At 42.1% G+C, this 15219-nt stretch carries 15 protein-coding genes; all 15 read left to right on the forward strand.

Annotation, left to right across the window (positions count from 1 at the left end):
- Nucleotides 1-51 precede the first annotated feature (51 nt).
- The 15 genes from J1C91_RS05800 (at nucleotide 52) to J1C91_RS05870 (ending at nucleotide 14647) form a co-directional block, all read left to right on the forward strand.
- Nucleotides 52-651 (forward strand): hypothetical protein, encoded by a 600-nt coding sequence (locus tag J1C91_RS05800; protein ID WP_125438655.1) that lies wholly within the window; start codon nucleotides 52-54, stop codon nucleotides 649-651.
- A gap of 295 nt (nucleotides 652-946) precedes the next feature.
- Nucleotides 947-1285, forward strand: coding sequence for an ATP cone domain-containing protein (locus J1C91_RS05805; RefSeq protein ID WP_125438657.1), 339 nt, complete (start codon nucleotides 947-949; stop codon nucleotides 1283-1285).
- A gap of 140 nt (nucleotides 1286-1425) precedes the next feature.
- Nucleotides 1426-2277: a ribosome biogenesis GTPase YlqF gene (gene ylqF / locus J1C91_RS05810; protein ID WP_002909724.1), complete on the forward strand. Its 852-nt coding sequence runs from the start codon at nucleotides 1426-1428 to the stop codon at nucleotides 2275-2277.
- Nucleotides 2264-3028, forward strand: a complete 765-nt coding sequence (locus tag J1C91_RS05815) for a ribonuclease HII (RefSeq protein ID WP_002909725.1) — start codon at nucleotides 2264-2266, stop codon at nucleotides 3026-3028. The genes ylqF and J1C91_RS05815 overlap by 14 nt, the downstream gene beginning before the upstream one ends.
- 17 nt (nucleotides 3029-3045) lie before the next feature.
- The gene (locus J1C91_RS05820) at nucleotides 3046-3888 is read left to right on the forward strand and encodes a PRD domain-containing protein (protein ID WP_002909726.1); all 843 of its coding nucleotides are present in this window, start codon (nucleotides 3046-3048) and stop codon (nucleotides 3886-3888) included.
- The gene (locus J1C91_RS05825) at nucleotides 3864-4430 is read left to right on the forward strand and encodes a sugar O-acetyltransferase (RefSeq protein WP_002909727.1); all 567 of its coding nucleotides are present in this window, start codon (nucleotides 3864-3866) and stop codon (nucleotides 4428-4430) included. Before J1C91_RS05820 ends, J1C91_RS05825 begins: the two co-directional genes overlap by 25 nt.
- Before the next feature lie 119 nt (nucleotides 4431-4549).
- Nucleotides 4550-5392 (forward strand): DNA-processing protein DprA, encoded by an 843-nt coding sequence (gene dprA, locus J1C91_RS05830; RefSeq protein ID WP_002909728.1) that lies wholly within the window; start codon nucleotides 4550-4552, stop codon nucleotides 5390-5392.
- A gap of 84 nt (nucleotides 5393-5476) precedes the next feature.
- Nucleotides 5477-7570 carry a type I DNA topoisomerase gene (topA, locus tag J1C91_RS05835; RefSeq protein WP_125438659.1) on the forward strand — a complete coding sequence of 698 codons (2094 nt, stop codon included), beginning with the start codon at nucleotides 5477-5479 and terminating at the stop codon, nucleotides 7568-7570.
- Nucleotides 7571-7630: 60 nt separating this feature from the next.
- A complete protein-coding gene (locus J1C91_RS05840) occupies nucleotides 7631-8131 on the forward strand; it encodes a hypothetical protein (protein WP_002909730.1) in 501 nt (166 codons plus the stop codon).
- 86 nt (nucleotides 8132-8217) lie between these two features.
- Complete coding sequence (gene trmFO / locus J1C91_RS05845; RefSeq protein WP_125438661.1) at nucleotides 8218-9552, forward strand: methylenetetrahydrofolate--tRNA-(uracil(54)-C(5))-methyltransferase (FADH(2)-oxidizing) TrmFO; 1335 nt, start codon at nucleotides 8218-8220, stop codon at nucleotides 9550-9552.
- Nucleotides 9553-9667: 115 nt separating this feature from the next.
- The gene (locus J1C91_RS05850) at nucleotides 9668-10492 is read left to right on the forward strand and encodes an alpha/beta hydrolase (protein ID WP_125438663.1); all 825 of its coding nucleotides are present in this window, start codon (nucleotides 9668-9670) and stop codon (nucleotides 10490-10492) included.
- A 32-nt stretch (nucleotides 10493-10524) separates the two neighbouring features.
- A complete protein-coding gene (locus tag J1C91_RS05855; protein ID WP_125438665.1) occupies nucleotides 10525-11265 on the forward strand; it encodes an esterase family protein in 741 nt (246 codons plus the stop codon).
- A 12-nt stretch (nucleotides 11266-11277) separates the two neighbouring features.
- Nucleotides 11278-12444 (forward strand): ATP-grasp domain-containing protein, encoded by a 1167-nt coding sequence (locus J1C91_RS05860; protein WP_125438667.1) that lies wholly within the window; start codon nucleotides 11278-11280, stop codon nucleotides 12442-12444.
- Between the two features lie 223 nt (nucleotides 12445-12667).
- Nucleotides 12668-13636 carry a thiamine pyrophosphate-dependent dehydrogenase E1 component subunit alpha gene (locus J1C91_RS05865; RefSeq protein ID WP_125438669.1) on the forward strand — a complete coding sequence of 323 codons (969 nt, stop codon included), beginning with the start codon at nucleotides 12668-12670 and terminating at the stop codon, nucleotides 13634-13636.
- Nucleotides 13637-13654: 18 nt separating this feature from the next.
- Nucleotides 13655-14647, forward strand: coding sequence for an alpha-ketoacid dehydrogenase subunit beta (locus J1C91_RS05870; RefSeq protein WP_125438671.1), 993 nt, complete (start codon nucleotides 13655-13657; stop codon nucleotides 14645-14647).
- Nucleotides 14648-15219 lie beyond the last annotated feature (572 nt).

A 15219-nucleotide genomic window follows, 5' to 3' on the forward strand; every position in this document is an offset into this window, starting at 1 on the left:
AGCAGTTTTAGGATTGACATAATAAAAATAATAAAGAAAGAATTGAAATTTGTGACAGAAAAACATAGTGAACGAATTGAGGAGTATAAGGCTAAGCATAGACTGGAAAAACTTGAGGGAAAAAAAGTTTATGATAAGCCAGTTATCCGAACCGGTGATAAGGCAGGTTGCTATGGTTCAGGATTGATTTTACTTGGATCTGTTTTAGGAATAATTTATTTACTTCTAATACTGATAACGGACTGGGATTTGAAACTTTTCTCTTTCATCTGGGAAACACTTGCTGCGTTAGGGATAGTTTTCAGTCTCTTTGGAGCTTTTAAAATTGGTCAGTTGGAGTTGCACAGTTTGTCAATGGTGGCTGACAAAGAGAAAAATTTTGAAATTGATAAAGCTTTCAATCTTTATAACATCATTCACAAACCAACAAAGAAAATTCTACTTCAATATGATAGTGAGGATGATAGTTTAATTTCTCTGAATGCTGGAGGAGAGCTATTAGTTGAGCTCTTAAAAAGAGTAGAAGAAGAAAAAATGTCCTTTAAGGCTATTAACAAAACATTGAGCTTAGAAGAAGTGTCTGAAAATCACTGGAAAATGCACTATCGTTACAAAAGACAAGACATAACATTAGAGAAATCCGATACATAATGTTTTGCTTGCTAAGTTAGTCGGATTGACTTAAACTGAAAAGTGAATTCGGAATCTGATAGTTGTATGAAGAACATTGGAAAAGGATTGCCCAGAGCGGTCCTTTTTTATATGGCCTTTTAAGGCTAAAAAAATGGAAGCATCCTTTGAAAAATATTGGAAAAAATTATATAATGTTAAGGTATGGTCTGACTTTGAGATTTCTTTTTGAGCAGACTATAGACAACTGGACTGGTAGCAGTCATGTTAGAGACTTACATTAGATTAGAAATATATAATATAAAAGGAGTTTTTTATGCAAGTTATTAAACGGAGCGGTGAGGTTGTAGAATTTGACCCAGATAAAATTTATCAAGCGGTTTTAAAGGCAGCTCAGACTGTCTATGTTTTGACAGATGATTTACGTCAAAATCTAGCTCAAGTTACAAAAAAGGTTGTTCTTGATTTGCAAGAAGCAAAAGTGGAGAGAGCAACAATTAGCATGATTCAATCAATGGTTGAAAGCCGTCTCTTGGGAGCAGGCTACATTACTATTGCTGAGCATTATATTTCTTATCGCTTGCAACGCGACTTAGAGCGTAGTGGGTATGGAGATCATATTGCAGTGCATCTACATTTTGAACAAGTGAGATAAAATCTGAAAGCCCATTAGGGCTTTTTTTCTTAGGGATCTTGAGTTGTCCTTTTTGAATTCACCCGCTTAAATTCTAGAAATATGTTAAAATAGGTAAAGATATAAAATTTTATCAATGATATTCGTTGAAAGGATAAATTATGGCAACGATTCAATGGTTTCCGGGGCATATGTCCAAGGCACGGAGACAGGTACAGGAAAATATTAAGTTTGTTGATTTTGTGACAATACTGGTTGATGCGCGACTGCCCTTATCTAGTCAGAATCCTATGCTGACTAAGATTGTGGGTGACAAGCCCAAACTTTTGATTTTAAACAAGGCTGATTTAGCTGACCCTGTTCGTATTAAGGAATGGCAGAGTTATTTTGAAAGTCAGGGGATTCCGACTTTATCTATTAATTCCAAAGAGCAATCTGCTGTTAAAAAAGTTACAGACGCAGCTAAGAAGCTTATGGCTGATAAATTGGCGCGTCAGAAAGAAAGAGGAATTCGCATCGAAACCCTGCGTACCATGATAATCGGTATTCCCAATGCTGGCAAATCAACCCTCATGAATCGCTTAGCTGGTAAGAAAATCGCTGTTGTTGGGAATAAGCCAGGTGTGACCAAGGGTCAGCAATGGCTCAAGTCAAATAAAGATTTGGAAATCTTAGATACACCGGGGATTCTCTGGCCTAAGTTTGAAGATGAGACAGTTGCTCTTAAGCTTGCTCTGACTGGAGCTATTAAGGATAACCTGCTACCTATGGATGAGGTGACGATTTTCGGCCTCAATTATTTTAAGGAGCATTATCCTGAGGAGTTGACGGCACGTTTTAAGCAGCTGGATCTTAGCCAGGAAGCGCCTGACATGATTATGGATATGACCCAAAAACTTGGCTTCCGCGACGACTATGACCGTTTTTACAGCCTTTTTGTCAAAGAAGTCCGCGATGGCAAGTTAGGTCGTTATTGCTTGGATACGGTTGGAGAACTAGATGGCAACGATTAAAGAAATCCAGCAACGTTTAGAGTTAGTGACTGATTTGGCTGATCCTTTTCTTGCAGAAGCAGCTAATGACCAGCGGAGCGGAGTTCAAAAGGCGATTGAAAAGCGTAAAAGAGCCATTCAGGCGGAGTTAGATGAGGATTGTCGTCTGGAGCAGATGTTACGATATGAAAAAGAGCTTTATCAAGCCGGCTATCGGGCGATCGCTGGGATTGATGAGGTCGGTCGTGGTCCTCTAGCTGGACCAGTTGTCGCTGCAGCTGTTATCTTACCTCCAGGATGTAAGATTAAGGGGCTCAACGACAGTAAAAAAATTCCTAAGAAAAAGCATGATGAAATCTATCAAGAAGTTATGGATAAAGCCTTGGCAGTAGGTGTTGGCCTGATGGACAGCAAGATTATTGATAAAGTCAATATCTACCAAGCAACTAAACTCGCTATGAAAGATGCTTTATCTAGGTTGAAGATTGAGCCAGATTATCTGCTGATTGATGCCATGAAGCTAGATGTCGAGATTCCGCAAGAGTCCATCATCAAAGGTGATGCTAATTCGCTATCTATTGCAGCGGCCAGTATTGTTGCTAAGGTCACTCGAGATAAGCTGATGGCAGACTATGACAAGGAATTTCCTGGCTATGATTTTTCGCAAAATGCAGGCTATGGAACTAAGAGTCATTTGCAGGGATTGGAGCGAAACGGCGTAACTCCGATTCATCGCAAAACATTTGAACCCGTAAAATCCATGTATGAATAGGCACGAAGAGGTGAGGCATGCTTATCAGTAAAATCTTAAACAATAATGTGGTGATTTCTGAAGAGGACCAAGAAGAAGTTATTCTAATGGGACGAGGACTGGCCTTTGGTCGAAAAGTTGGCCAGGAGATTCCAGATGAGCTGATTGAGAAAAAGTATGTCTTGTCAGAAAATAGACGACAGCTTCTGATGGAGTTGCCAGCAGAGGTCATGGAAATGTCGGATAAGATTGTTTCTTTCGCAAGGGAGAAACTGCAGAAGAAGCTCAAAGACACTGCTTTGCTGGCGATGGCAGATCATATCCACGGAGTCTTGCTGCGCTTGGAAGATGATATTTATCTCAAAAATTTCCTCATGTGGGATATTAAACGCTTTTTCCCTATCGAGTTTGAGGTTGGTCAGTATGCCAAACAGCTTTTGAGCGCTTATGTCAGCAGGGAACTTCCAGATGATGAAGCAGCTTTTATGGCGCTGACCCTGGTCAATGCAGAGCTGGAAAATGGCGACGGAACTGCGCGTGATTTGACTATGATGATGGAGGAAATCATGACCATTGTCAAGTACAGTTTGGAAATTTCTTTAGATGAAGAAGATATCTACCTAGAGCGCTTCATGACCCATCTGAAATTTTTCTGTGAGCGAGTCCTGACTGATAATGGCCACCGTGACTTGGAGGACAATGAAATGTTTGACTTACTTAAATGTAAGTATCCCTTGGCCTATGAAACCACTAGGAAGATTGCTGAATTTTTAAAGCAAACCAGAAATTACCAAACATCAGAGGATGAACAACTTTACCTGACCATCCATTTGTCACGCATGAAAAGGAGGATGACATGCAAAGCGAATACGAAAAAATGATTGCTGGAGAGATTTACCGACCACAAGACGAAGATTTAAGAAAAATTAGAGCCCGATCCAAAGAATTTCAATATCGTTTTAACCAAGAGCAAGACAGCGACAAGAGAAGTGCTATTATCAAAGAATGGTTTGGCTGCACAGGAGAGAATCTTGCTATGAAGCCTGATTTGGTCTGTGATTATGGAATCAATATTCATCTAGGAGAGAATTTTTGTTCTAACTGGAATCTGACTATGCTGGACGTTTGCCCGATTCGCATCGGAGACAATGCTATGCTTGGTCCAAATTGCCAGTTTCTGACACCTCTTCATCCACTTGATCCAGTGGAAAGAAATTCCGGTATTGAGTACGGAGCACCAATCACTATTGGTGATAATTTCTGGGCTGGCGGCGGTGTGACGATTCTGCCGGGCGTGACGCTAGGAGATAATGTGGTAGTTGGAGCAGGAGCGGTTGTGACCAAGTCTTTTGGTGACAATGTAGTCTTGGCTGGTAATCCAGCGCGAATTATTAAGGAAATCCCTGTTCATAAAGAGTGTTAAAGGCAATAGGCATAGGAACCAGCTATTGACGACACCAAATTAAATAAAATCGTAAAGAAGGAACTGTATTGCAGTTCTTTTTTTGAACTTTTTTACGAATAAGAAAGTGAGGTGAAAAAATGAATAATTTTGAGATTTATAAAATGAAAAAAGCTGGCTTGACTAATCATCAGGTTTTAAATGTTTTGAGATACGCCGAGAGTAAAGATGGCAAGCTTTCTCTGCGAGATAAGGCTGTCGTATCTGAGTGCCGCAATCCTGCTCTCTTTATAGAGAAGTATAAACGGCTTGATTTACCAGCTTTAAAGGAAGAATTTGAACTTTTTCCGTCCTTTTCTATCTTGGATGATATTTACCCTTGGGATTTATGCGAGATTTATGATGCACCAACCTTGCTATTCTATCAGGGAAATCTAAATCTACTAGAATTGCCCAAAGCTGCGGTCGTTGGCAGTCGAGACAGCGGTAAGCAAGGAAATGCCTCTGTACAAAAGATTGTCAAAGAGCTAAATAATGAACTGGTTATCGTCAGTGGGCTGGCTCGTGGGATTGATACAGCGGCTCACATGGCTGCCCTGCAAAACGGAGGTCAGACCATTGCTGTCATTGGTACTGGATTAGACGTCTTTTATCCTAAGGCCAACAAAAAACTACAAGCTTACATTGGAAAAAATCATTTATTGCTGACAGAGTATGGTCCAGGTGAACAGCCCTTGAAATTTCATTTTCCAGAGCGAAATCGTATCATCGCCGGTCTATGTCGAGGCGTCATCGTGGCAGAAGCCAAGATGCGCTCAGGCAGCCTGATTACCTGTGAGCGAGCCATGGAAGAAGGGCGGGATGTCTTTGCTATTCCAGGGTCAATTTTAGATGGAAAATCTGACGGTTGCCATCATTTGATTCAAGAGGGCGCAAAGTGCATCACATCAGGCTCTGACGTCCTTTCTGAGTTTGACTTTTAAAACAAGTTTTCCTATAAGAAAAGTTAGCAGTTGACATCTATCAAAAAATAGTTTAAACTCTATGAGATTTATTTCTTATAGAAGGTGTCTAAATTGGTAACAAAAACAAAGAAAAAGTCTACGACCAAGAAAAATCTTGTAATCGTAGAGTCGCCTGCTAAGGCAAAAACAATAGAAAAATATCTGGGACGAAACTACAAGGTTCTAGCCAGTGTCGGGCATATTCGTGATCTGAAAAAGTCTACTATGTCCATTGATTTTGAGAACAACTATGAGCCGCAATACATCAATATTCGTGGTAAAGGTCCGTTGATTAATGACTTGAAAAAAGAAGCTAAGAAAGCTAAGCAAGTCTTTCTGGCAAGTGACCCGGACCGCGAAGGAGAAGCTATTTCTTGGCATCTGGCTCACATTCTTAATTTGGATGAGAAAGAGAAAAACCGCGTCATCTTTAATGAAATCACCAGAGATGCAGTCAAGAATGCTTTTAAAGAGCCTCGCCAGATTGATATGGATTTGGTTGATGCACAGCAGGCTCGCCGAGTTCTGGACCGCTTGGTGGGTTATTCCATTTCTCCTATTCTCTGGAAGAAAGTCAAAAAGGGCCTGTCAGCTGGTCGGGTTCAGTCTGTCGCCCTCAAGCTGATTATCGACCGGGAAAATGAAATCAACGCCTTCAAACCAGAAGAATACTGGACGATTGACGGAACCTTCAAGAAAGGAACTCGTCAGTTTCAGGCCAGCTTCTACGGTATGAATGGTAAAAAGATGAAGCTGTCTAACAACGACGAGGTCAAAAACGTCCTTTCTCACCTCAAGGGTGATGACTTTATAGTCGACAGCGTCGAAAAGAAAGAGCGTCGACGCAATGCTCCGCTGCCCTATACGACTTCCTCTATGCAGCAGGATGCCGCAAATAAGATTAATTTCCGGACTCGTAAGACCATGATGGTGGCTCAGCAGCTCTATGAAGGGATTAACATCGGTTCTGGCGTACAAGGTCTGATTACGTATATGCGTACCGACTCGACTCGTATCAGCCCTGTGGCGCAAAATGAAGCGGCAAGCTTTATCACGGATAAATTTGGCGCTAAATATTCCAAACATGGCAGCAAGGCTAAGAACGCTTCTGGCGCTCAAGATGCCCACGAGGCCATTCGTCCTTCCAGCGTTTTCAACACACCAGAAAGCATCGCAAAGTATCTGGATAAGGATCAACTTAAGCTCTATACGCTAATCTGGAACCGCTTTGTAGCTAGTCAAATGACAGCAGCAGTCTTCGATACTATGAATGTCAAGCTGGGGCAAAATGGTGTCCAATTTGCTGCCAATGGCAGTCAGGTCAAGTTTGATGGCTATCTGGCTATTTACAACGACTCTGACAAGAATAAAATGCTGCCGGACATGGAAAAGGGTGATACCGTCAAATGTGTTAATACCAATCCAGAACAGCACTTTACCCAGCCACCTGCACGTTATTCTGAAGCGACTCTCATCAAGACTTTAGAAGAAAATGGTGTTGGTCGGCCATCTACCTATGCTCCGACCATTGAGACTATTCAGAAACGTTATTACGTTAAGCTGGTTTCCAAGCGCTTTGAGCCCACGGAACTAGGGGAGATTGTTAATGCTCTGATTGTCGAATTCTTCCCAGGCATCGTAAATGTGAAATTTACAGCAGAAATGGAAGCAAAACTGGATGATGTAGAAGTCGGAAAAGAACAGTGGCAGAAGGTCATTGACGAATTTTATCGACCTTTTGAAAAGGAAGTCGCTAAAGCCGAGACCGAAATGGAGAAAATCAAAATCAAGGATGAACCGGCTGGTTTTGATTGTGAGGTCTGTGGCAGTCCCATGGTCATCAAGTTGGGGAGATTTGGCAAGTTCTATGCCTGCAGCAATTTCCCAGATTGTCGTCACACTCAGGCTATTGTCAAGGAAATCGGCGTGACCTGTCCACAGTGCCAAAAAGGTCAAGTTATCGAGCGTAAAACTAAGCGAAATCGCATTTTTTATGGATGTGATCGTTATCCAGACTGTGATTTCACATCTTGGGACAAGCCGGTTGGACGTAACTGTCCAAAATGTGACCATTATCTGATTGAAAAGAAAGTTCGTGGTGGCGGCAAGCAAGTGGTCTGCAGCAATGGCGATTATGAAGAAGAAAAAGTGAAGTAGATAATTTTACATAATTTATATTACGTAAAATATTTTCTCCTGAAGAAGAGGTGCAGTTTTATGACAGATAAATTTGCAGAATTCCTAAAAATCGCGTCCCAACTGAATAAGATAGGAATTGTTCCACTGCTGATGGGCTCCTTGGGGCTGGAGCAGGTTACTGGTCAGGACTGGCAGGCGCGGGATATTGATATTCATGTTCATGGTGATGAACGTGGCTGGGAAGCAACAGATGAAGAGCGCATTTATGATATGGATAAGATTGAACCAATGATGGAGCGCTTGGGCTATCGCTTACTCGATTTGCACGAGCATGAATTTCAAAAAGAAGATCTATCTATTGAGTTTGGAGTCATGGAAACCTTGGAGGCATTTTCAGGTGTACCAATAGCGGAGCTTTCTCGAAAAGAAGTTGAAGTTGTCCAGTTTCTACTGCCAACTGCAGAGCAATTTTTAGCTATCTACCGTGCTTCTTCCCAAGATTCTTATCGAAATGAAAATAACAATCATAAGGATTTTGCTAAGATTGCTTATTTGGAAAAAATGACAAATGATGGATAGACGGGAATCCTCCTGTCTGTCTTTTTTACTATCTTTTTGTTATAATGGTCAGAGTGAAAATCTAGAAATATCCAAGGGAGAGTATCATGTCATCATCCTATATCAATGTTATCGGTGCTGGTCTGGCTGGCAGTGAAGCAGCTTACCAGATTGCCAAGCGTGGCATCCCAGTCAAACTCTATGAAATGCGGGGTGTTAAGTCAACGCCTCAACACAAAACTACAGACTTTGCAGAACTGGTCTGCTCTAACTCTCTGCGAGGAGATGCACTGACCAATGCAGTCGGTCTGCTAAAGGAAGAAATGCGACGGTTGGACTCAGTCATTTTAAAGTCAGCAGAGGCAACTCGGGTGCCAGCAGGTGGTGCTCTAGCGGTTGATAGAGAAGGCTTTTCGCAGCTGGTGACGGATCTAGTGACTAACCATCCATTGATTGAGGTCATTCGCGAAGAAATCACTGAAATTCCTGAAGATGCCATCACAGTCATTGCGACAGGGCCCTTGACCAGCGATACTTTGGCTGAAAAAATCCACGCGCTCAATGGAGGCGACGGTTTTTATTTCTACGACGCAGCAGCGCCAATTATTGATGTCAATACCATTGATATGACTAAGGTCTATCTCAAATCCCGCTATGATAAGGGGGAAGCAGCTTACCTTAATGCTCCCATGACCAAGCAAGAATTTATGGATTTCCATGATGCTTTGGTCAATGCCGAAGAAGCACCGCTTAATTCCTTTGAAAAAGAAAAATACTTTGAAGGCTGCATGCCTATTGAAGTTATGGCCAAGCGAGGCATTAAAACCATGCTTTATGGTCCGATGAAGCCGGTTGGGTTAGAATATCCAGATGACTATCAAGGTCCTCGCGACGGAGACTTTAAGACGCCATATGCTGTGGTGCAACTCCGGCAGGATAATGCAGCAGGTAGTCTTTACAATATCGTTGGCTTCCAAACTCATCTCAAGTGGGGCGAGCAAAAGCGGGTCTTTCAAATGATTCCTGGCCTTGAGAATGCAGAATTTGTCCGCTACGGAGTCATGCACCGTAACTCTTATATGGACTCTCCAAATCTGCTGGAACAGACTTTCCGCTCTAAGAAACAGCCAAATCTTTTCTTTGCAGGTCAAATGACTGGTGTTGAAGGGTATGTAGAGTCAGCAGCTTCTGGCCTAGTTGCTGGTATCAATGCCGCTCGACTCTTCAAGGGAGAAGAAGCACTTGTTTTTCCAGAAACAACAGCAATCGGCAGCCTGCCACATTATGTTACCCATGCTGACAGCAAGCATTTCCAACCTATGAATGTCAATTTTGGCATTATCAAAGAGCTAGACGGCCCTCGGATTCGTGATAAGAAAGAGCGCTATGAGAAAATTGCTGAGCGCGCCTTGCAGGATTTACAGCCTTATTTGGATAAATAATCTATTTTCTATCATTATCTAATAAAAATCATCAAAAAGTTAGGAAATTCCTAACTTTTTTGCTTAATTTGTGATATAATAAATAAAAATTTTGAAAATAGAAAGTTTTCTGAAAATGAATAAATCCTATTTTTACCTTGAAATGAAAACACATGAGTTGGTCGTTCCTTATACTAAGCAAAAACGCCGTGTCCGCGTCTTGCTTCCAAAGAACTATAGCCAGGATACAAATAAGACGTATCCGGTCGTTTATTTTCACGACGGACAAAATGTTCTTTATAGCAAGGAATCTTTCAGCGGCCATTCGTGGAAGGTGATTCCGACAATCAAGCGTAATCCAGATATTGAAAAAATGATTGTTGTGGCTATTGACAACGATGGCCAAGGGCGGATGAATGAGTATTCAGCTTGGAAGTTCCAAGAGTCCAATATTCCCGGTATTCAGTTTGGCGGCAAGGGAACGGAGTATGCGGAGTTTGTCATGGAAGTCGTCAAGCCTTTCATTGACCAGCATTATCGGACCAAGTCGGATCGGCTGCATACGGCTATGATTGGCTCTTCTCTTGGAGGCAATATCAGCCAGTTTATCGGTGTTGAATACCAAGATCAGATTGGCTGTCTGGGCATCTTTTCATCAGCTAATTGGCTGCATCAGGAAGCCTTTGACCGTTATATTGAGAGAAAGAAACTTCAGGTAGACCAACGAGTTTTCATTTATGTTGGGACGGAAGAGGCTGATGATACAGATAAGACATTGATGGCTGGCAATATCAAGCAGGCCTATATCGATTCATCGCTCAGCTATTTCCAACAGCTTCTTGTGTCTGGGGTAGATTTAGCCAATATCCAGATTAAGATCCAGTCTGGAGCTATTCACAACGAGATCGCTTGGGCAGAGCACTTGCCGGACTGTTTCCGTTTTATCAGCGAGAAATGGTAAGCTAGTTAAACAATGAGAAAGAGGTAGAAACTATGCATGTAGAATTTTTAAGTCATTGGAGCGGCAATCTAGGTCGTGAAATGTATATCAATCGCTATGGTCATGCCGGGCTCCCGATTATAGTCTTCGCATCATCAGGGGGCAGCCATAATGAGTATGCCGACTTCGGTATGATTGAGGCCTGCGCAGGTTTTATCGAAGCTGGCAAGGTCCAATTTTTCACTCTCAGCAGTGTTGATAGCGAGAGCTGGCTAGCGGACTGGAAGCATCCTCGCGACCGAGCAGAAATGCATCGTGCCTATGAGCGTTATGTCATTGAAGAAGTGATTCCATTTGTCAAGCATAAGACAGGCTGGTTTGACCCTATGATGACGACAGGCTGCTCCATGGGAGCTTATCATGCCCTTAATTTCTTCCTGCAGCATCCAGATGTCTTCAATAAAGTGATTGCCCTCAGTGGTGTCTATGATGCACGATTCTTTGTCGGTGACAATTTGAATGATGAAGTCATTTATCAAAACTCGCCAGCTGACTATATCTGGAACCAAAATGATGGCTGGTTTATTGACCGCTATCGACAGGCGGATATTATCGTTTGTACTGGCTTGGGAGACTGGGAGCAGGATGGCCTGCCTTCCTTCTACACGCTGAAAGAAGCTTTTGATCATAAGAATATTCCAGCTTGGTTTGCTGAATGGGGCCATGATGTTTCCCATGACTGGATTTGGTGGCGTAAGCAAATGCCTTATTTCCTTAATGAACTCAATCTTTAAAGGAGGTTTCCTATGAATTATATCGTTATTTCTCCCTACTATCCGCAAAATTTTCAGCAGTTTACGGTTGAACTGGCTAACAAAGGAATCACTGTTCTGGGAATTGGTCAGGAGCCTTATGACCAGCTAGACCAGCCTTTGAAGGATTCATTGACTGAATATTTCAGAGTAGGAAATCTTGAAAATCTTGACGAAGTAAAAAGAGCTGTGGCCTTTCTTTTCTACAAGCATGGGCCTATCGATCGGATTGAGTCTCATAACGAATACTGGCTGGAACTGGACGCTGAGTTGCGTGAGCAATTCAATGTTTTTGGAGCAAAACCAAAAGACTTGAAAAAGACTAAGTTCAAATCAGAGATGAAGAAACTCTTTAAAAAAGCAGGTGTTCCAGTCGTTCCAGGTCAGATTGTCAATACAGAAGCTGGGGCTGATTTGGCTGTCAAGAAACTTGGTCTGCCTTTGATTGCCAAACCTGATAATGGAGTGGGAGCAGCTGCGACCTTTAAATTGGAAACAGCAGAAGATGTCGAACGATTCAAGCAAGAATGGGATCATCAGACAGCTTATTTCTTTGAAAAGTTTGTCCAGTCTGGCGAAATCTGTACTTTTGATGGTTTGGTAGATAAGGACGGTCAGATCGTCTTTGCAACCACCTTTGACTATGCGCATACACCGCTGGATTTGATGATGTATAAGATGGATAATTCCTACTATGTCCTCAAGGATATGGATCCAAAACTCCGTGCTTATGGAGAAGCGATTGTTAAAATCTTCGGCATGAAAGAACGCTTTTTCCATATTGAGTTCTTCCGTGAAGGTGATGATTATGTAGCCATTGAGTACAATAACCGTCCAGCCGGTGGCTTTACTATTGATGTCTATAATTTCGCTCACTCAATCGATCTTTACAGAGGCTATGCAGCGATTGTAGCAGGAGAGCCTTTCCCAGCTGCACACATGGATCCACTGTATTGTCTGGCAACCTCGCGCCGTGCATCGACAAACTATGCTTACCCTGAGGCTGACTTGCTGGATAAATACAGAGATAACTTCAAGGTTAAGAAAGACATGCCAGCTGCATTTGCGGAGCTGCAAGGTGACTACCTTTATATGCTGACAACACCAAGCCGCGAGCAGATGGAGCAGATGATTGCAGATTTTGCTAAACAGGCAGATTAATCAGAAGCATGCTCTGCTATTATTTTCGTATAACAGTTTCAAAATAGTAAAAACTACTCTAGCACAAAAAAGTTTGTGAAATTCCTGTTTTGGTGCCTAAAACCAGTTTATCCAATGGATTGACTGGTTTTTCTTTGTGAAATATAAGTGAGCAAAAGTTTTGACAGTGCTTACAGCTTTAGATAGAATTAAATAGAAGAATTATGCTTAGAAAGGCAAAAAAATGGCAACTTTAGATAAAAATCTTTTGTTAGAGATGTTCCGTAAGATGGAAAAAATCCGTCGAATGGACTTAAAAATTGCTCAACTTGTAAAAAAAGGAAAGGTTCCTGGAATGACTCACTTCTCAGTAGGTGAGGAAGCAGCCAATGTTGGTGCTATGCTGGCTTTGAACAAGGATGATTTGTTGACTTCTAATCACCGGGGACACGGTCAAGCTATCGCAAAAGGAATCAACCTCAACGAAATGATGGCGGAAATCCTAGGGAAATACACCGGTACCTGTAAAGGAAAAGGCGGCTCTATGCACATTGCTGACCTAGATGCCGGAAACCTTGGTGCTAATGGTATCGTAGGTGGCGGCATGGGAATTGCTGTTGGAGCAGCTCTGACCCAGCAAATGCAGAAGACTGGCAAGATTGTTGTCTGCTTCTTCGGTGACGGTGCTACCAACGAAGGTGTCTTCCACGAAGCAGTCAACATGGCTTCTATCTGGAATCTGCCCGTTATTTTCTATTGTATCAATAATGGCTATGGTATTTCTGCTGACATCAAGAAAATGACCAATGTAGAGCACATCCACGAGCGCAGTGCAGCTTATGGTATTCCAGGTATGTTCATCGAAGATGGCAATAATGTTCTGGATGTCTATGAAGGTTTCCAAAAGGCTGTGGAGCATGTTCGCAGTGGTAAAGGACCTGTCTTGATTGAGAGTGTGACTTATCGTTGGTTGGGACACTCGTCTTCTGATCCAGGTAAATACCGTACCCGTGAAGAAGTAGAAGAATGGAAGAAGAAGGATCCAATAGAAAATCTTCGTAAGTGCTTGCTGGAAAACAAGATTGCAAGTGAGGAAGAGCTGGAAGCTATCCAAGCTGGAGTCAAAGAAGCAGTAGAAGCATCTGTGAAGTTCGCAGAAGAAAGCCCGTTCCCGCCGCTTGAATCTGCCTTTGAAGATATTTACGCAGACTAAAGAGAGGAGAAAAAGAAAATGGAAACTAAAACTATGTCTTTTCGTGACACCATTATCCTCGCTATGTCTGAGGAAATGCGTCGCGATGAAAATGTACTCTTGATGGGAGAAGATGTCGGAGTCTTTGGTGGAGATTTCGGAACATCCGTTGGTATGCTGGAAGAATTTGGACCAGAGCGTATACGTGACTGTCCAATTTCGGAAGCAGCTATTGCTGGAGCAGCAGCTGGAGCAGCTATGACAGGGCTGCGTCCAATCGTAGACATGACCTTTATGGACTTCTCTGTAATCGCTATGGATGCTATTGTTAACCAAGCCGCTAAAACGCGTTATATGTTTGGCGGAAAAGGGCAAGTACCAATGACTGTCCGTTGTGCAGCAGGTAATGGAGTTGGCTCAGCGGCTCAACACTCTCAGTCTTTGGAATCTTGGTTTACCCACATTCCAGGGCTCAAGGTAGTCGCTCCAGGAACTCCGGCAGATATGAAGGGCCTTCTTAAAGCATCTATCCGAGACAACAACCCGGTCATTATCCTAGAATACAAGTCTGAATTTAACCAAAAAGGCGAGGTGCCACTAGATCCTGAGTATGTAATCCCACTCGGTGTAGGTGAAATCAAAAAAGAAGGTACCGATGTAACAGTTGTTACTTACGGAAAAATGCTTCGCCGTGTTATGCAGGCAGCGGAAGAATTGGCAGAAGAAGGCATCTCTGTAGAAGTGGTCGACCCACGTACATTGGTGCCGCTTGATAAGGATATTATCATCAATTCTGTTAAGAAGACTGGTAAGATTGTTCTGGTTAATGATGCCCACAAAACAAGTGGCTATATCGGAGAGATTTCAGCGATTATTTCTGAGTCTGAAGCATTTGACTATCTAGATGCTCCAATCCGCCGTTGTGCAGGTGAAGATGTGCCAATGCCTTATGCGCAAAACTTGGAAAACGCGATGATTCCGACCGTTGAAAGCATCAAAGACGCTATTCGGAAGACATATCATAAAGAATAAGGTATAATAAAGAAAAGGCTTTCTTATGAATTTGATTACATAAATTATTTTATGTAATCTAATCTTGTGTAGAGGGTCAAAGTAGCTAAAATTTTACAAATTACAGACAATCGTTATTCGGACCGATTTTATCCGATGAACGAATTAGTAAGTCTACTAGGTTGGTCGCAGATAGCGGTAACCATAATAACTTTAGATGCATTTGTATCCAAGTTGCTTGTAGAGTTGCAACAGGAGAGAGTCGAATCGATAATATTTGACGAACGACTTAGTAAGTCTACTAGGTTGGACGCAGATAGCGGCAACCGTAGTAACTTGAGATACGTTTCGTATCCAAGTTACTTGTAGAGTTGAACACGGGCTAAAAGTTCGGAAAAAAGATAAATCTCCTTGGCTTCATTGAAGCCTGCATTGATTTCCTTTTTTTCAATCGTTTTTCAAGTCCTTAGTATCATGTAATTGAATTCGGACGGAGGACTGCGAAAAAAAGATAGATTTCCTTGTGTTCATCGAACACAGCGTCAATCTCCTATTTTTTCATTGTCCTCTGAGTCCTTAATATCTTATAATAG

It is taken from the genome of Streptococcus sanguinis (genome assembly GCF_050222175.1).
Taxonomy (GTDB): domain Bacteria; phylum Bacillota; class Bacilli; order Lactobacillales; family Streptococcaceae; genus Streptococcus; species Streptococcus sanguinis_M.

Coding starts and splice junctions, on each gene's coding strand:
- dprA (WP_002909728.1), top strand. CDS start 4,550: ATGAATAATTTTGAGATTTATAAAATGAAAAAAGCTGGCTTGACTAAT.
- J1C91_RS05870 (WP_125438671.1), top strand. CDS start 13,655: ATGGAAACTAAAACTATGTCTTTTCGTGACACCATTATCCTCGCTATG.
- J1C91_RS05850 (WP_125438663.1), top strand. CDS start 9,668: ATGAATAAATCCTATTTTTACCTTGAAATGAAAACACATGAGTTGGTC.
- ylqF (WP_002909724.1), top strand. CDS start 1,426: ATGGCAACGATTCAATGGTTTCCGGGGCATATGTCCAAGGCACGGAGA.
- J1C91_RS05815 (WP_002909725.1), top strand. CDS start 2,264: ATGGCAACGATTAAAGAAATCCAGCAACGTTTAGAGTTAGTGACTGAT.
- trmFO (WP_125438661.1), top strand. CDS start 8,218: ATGTCATCATCCTATATCAATGTTATCGGTGCTGGTCTGGCTGGCAGT.
- J1C91_RS05820 (WP_002909726.1), top strand. CDS start 3,046: ATGCTTATCAGTAAAATCTTAAACAATAATGTGGTGATTTCTGAAGAG.
- J1C91_RS05805 (WP_125438657.1), top strand. CDS start 947: ATGCAAGTTATTAAACGGAGCGGTGAGGTTGTAGAATTTGACCCAGAT.
- J1C91_RS05855 (WP_125438665.1), top strand. CDS start 10,525: ATGCATGTAGAATTTTTAAGTCATTGGAGCGGCAATCTAGGTCGTGAA.
- J1C91_RS05865 (WP_125438669.1), top strand. CDS start 12,668: ATGGCAACTTTAGATAAAAATCTTTTGTTAGAGATGTTCCGTAAGATG.
- J1C91_RS05860 (WP_125438667.1), top strand. CDS start 11,278: ATGAATTATATCGTTATTTCTCCCTACTATCCGCAAAATTTTCAGCAG.
- J1C91_RS05825 (WP_002909727.1), top strand. CDS start 3,864: ATGCAAAGCGAATACGAAAAAATGATTGCTGGAGAGATTTACCGACCA.
- J1C91_RS05840 (WP_002909730.1), top strand. CDS start 7,631: ATGACAGATAAATTTGCAGAATTCCTAAAAATCGCGTCCCAACTGAAT.